Annotated in this window: 2 protein-coding genes; one reads left to right on the top strand and one right to left on the bottom strand. The window is 49.2% G+C overall.

Annotated elements, in window-relative coordinates; all coding sequences use genetic code 11:
* The first annotated feature begins 44 nt into the window (after positions 1-44).
* Positions 45-2,222 carry a DNA primase gene (locus B5J93_RS09215; protein WP_079326120.1) on the top strand — a complete coding sequence of 726 codons (2,178 nt, stop codon included), beginning with the start codon at positions 45-47 and terminating at the stop codon, positions 2,220-2,222.
* Here the strand turns inward: B5J93_RS09215 and B5J93_RS09210 are convergent.
* The coding region (locus tag B5J93_RS09210; protein WP_211278871.1) for an AEC family transporter at positions 2,219-2,766 on the bottom strand (548 nt) is incomplete at its 5' end. The genes B5J93_RS09215 and B5J93_RS09210 overlap by 4 nt on opposite strands.

Raw genomic sequence — 2,766 nt, 5'->3', positions numbered from 1 at the left:
AAAATTGAAATTGGAAAATTCCCATCCCTTTATTTGATACACGCATGAGAATCCCTGACACCACGCTCGAACGACTAAACTCATCTGCCGATTTGGTCGCCATCATCAAAAAACACACCACCTTAAAACCTGCGGGGCGTGAGTTTAAGGGGTGCTGTCCGTTTCATGGCGAAAAAACCCCGTCATTTTATGTCAATCCCCAAACCAATCTGTACTACTGTTTTGGCTGTGGCGTTAAAGGCAATCCCATCACCTTTTTGCGTGAATTTGAACGCATGACTTTCAAAGAAGCGGTCGATTATCTGTCCGAACAAACAGGCATAGAACTGCCCAAAGACGACAAATTCGCCCAAAAAATCCGCTACGCCAAAAACAAAACCCCAAAACCCAACAGCCAAACACCCACAAAGACAAATCAAGGCAATACAGACAGCACAAACACCCACACAACCAACCAATCCACTCATCATGATAATACCACTCCATCAGCCAATGATGATTATCCTGATTTTGCTGATAATTTTAATGACAGTTATGGCAATGATTTTGATACCAACTTTAACACCGACTTTGATAGTGGTTTTATTGGCGGTTATAACGACAGCCATAACAATCCCCCTTATCAAGCAGATAGCACCCCTTTTAATAGCACCAATCCACCATATCAACCCCCCCAAAATGGCGAAGGGGATTTGTACACCCTGCTGTCCGCCATCGCCCAGTTTTATCAAGACATGCTGCATCAAAACCCCACGGCAAAGGCATATTTTGTTTCACGGGGGCTAAGCGATGAGACGATAGCCACGTTTGGCTTGGGCTATGCTCCGAGCGGTTGGCAACATTTGGAGCAGGCTTTTCCCCACGACATCGAAGGCTTGCGTATTCTAGGACTGGTCAGAACATCGCAAAAGGGGCGGGATTTTGACCTGCTACGAGACCGCGTGATTTTCCCCATCAAGGACAGACAGGGGCGAGTGGTTGGCTTTGCAGGGCGGTCGCTGGGCGATGAGATGCCCAAATACATCAACTCATCGGAGTCGCCCGTATTTAGCAAACAGCACATCCTATATGGGCTGTACGAAGCCCGCCAAGCCAAAGCAGTAAACTATCTCATGGTGGAAGGCTACATGGACGTCATCGCCTTACACCAAGCAGGGATTTATGGGGCAGTCGCTCCAATGGGAACGGCAGCCAATGACAAGCAAATCGCAAGGCTATTAAAATATAACGACACCCTAACACTGTGCTTTGATGGCGACACCGCAGGACAGCGAGCGGCGTGGCGAACCCTAGAAGTTGCCATGCCTGTGTTGCCCGATGGTAAGACCTTAAAATTTCTCACCCTGCCTGATGGACATGACCCCGACACCTACATCAAGGCTCATGGGACAGATGCCATGCGTGCCCAAATCACGCACGCTCAGAGCATGGCGGATTATATCCATGGCGTGCTACAAAACCGTTATGACTTATCCTTGCCCGAAAATAAAGCCCGAGCGGTCGCTGAATTAAAAGAGCTGACCGCCAAACTGCCCAAAGGGTCAAGTTTTCGCTGGTGGCTCAATAACGACTTTTGGGCGAGACTCAGTGGTAAAAACCACAAACAAACCGCTCGGGACACCGCCAACTACCACCAAGAGACGGACAGTAGCACTCAGCTGTATCTGTGCCTACTCTACTCCCCTCACATCATCAAAGACAACCCCCTAACCACCCTACTGACCAACTCTGGCGTGGCGGATGCCCACAAGCCGTATCTGACTCACTTAGAACGCCAAGGACTGTCCGTGCCTGCCCTGCCCGACTGGCAAGACATTGATACTGATTTGGCAGAGTTGGTTGGTGCCATTGACATGATTTTGGGCATGGCGGACACAGGGGCTATCGCTCAGTTTGACCCACATGACAAATCGGCACCCGCCATCGACGGCAAGGCTCATCTTATCATGGCAAGCCTGCCCAATGTGGAGCTACAACACCATCTTAGCAGGCTGTGGCGTGAGTTTTTCTATCTAAACCAACACCATTATTTGGAACAAATGGCACTGTTATTTAACGAACTTCTATGCCAACGTCTCCAAGACGTATTAAAAAAACAAGGCGAAAACGTCAAAAACATCGTCCTATCCGAGATTTATAAACGTCGCTTACAAGCACTCATCACATGGGACAGTCAGCACACCAAGGCAGACGTGGCAACACTGATAGAAAAAGGCTTCTAAACCCACCCTAGTACCCTTAGCCACGCCATGCCCACCGCCATGCCTATCATGCTCACCACCGTGGTAAATGCCAAAATGTTCGCCGCCAAGACATCATTGCCACCCATCGCCTTTGCCATGACATAGCTTGCAGCGGCAGCAGGGCTTGCCACCATGACAAACAGCACGCCAAACTGTACAGGCGGTAGGGCAAACGCCACACCCACACCCACTACAAGCAGTGGAGCGACAATAATCCGCCCAATACTCGCCTGCATGGATACGCCCGATAAGCCCAGCATGGATTTGATGTCCAAGGTTGCCCCTGCACATATCAAGGCAAGTGGCAAGGCAATGTTTGATAGTAGCTGACCTGTTTTGGCAATCGGTGTAGGTGGTAAAGGCAAGCCCACGCCTTTATAGATAAAGGCAGACACCAAGGCAATGATGAGCGGATTTTGAAAAATTTTGATGATGATGTCCCGACTTTGGGCGGATAACCCCTTACTCTGGCTCGTGCGTGATAGCGTAATAACCGATAAAATATTATATACCAACCGAACTT

Source organism: Moraxella equi, from assembly GCF_002027555.1.
In the GTDB taxonomy this organism is placed as follows: domain Bacteria; phylum Pseudomonadota; class Gammaproteobacteria; order Pseudomonadales; family Moraxellaceae; genus Moraxella; species Moraxella equi.
This window is presented reverse-complemented; position numbering and strand designations above follow the sequence as displayed.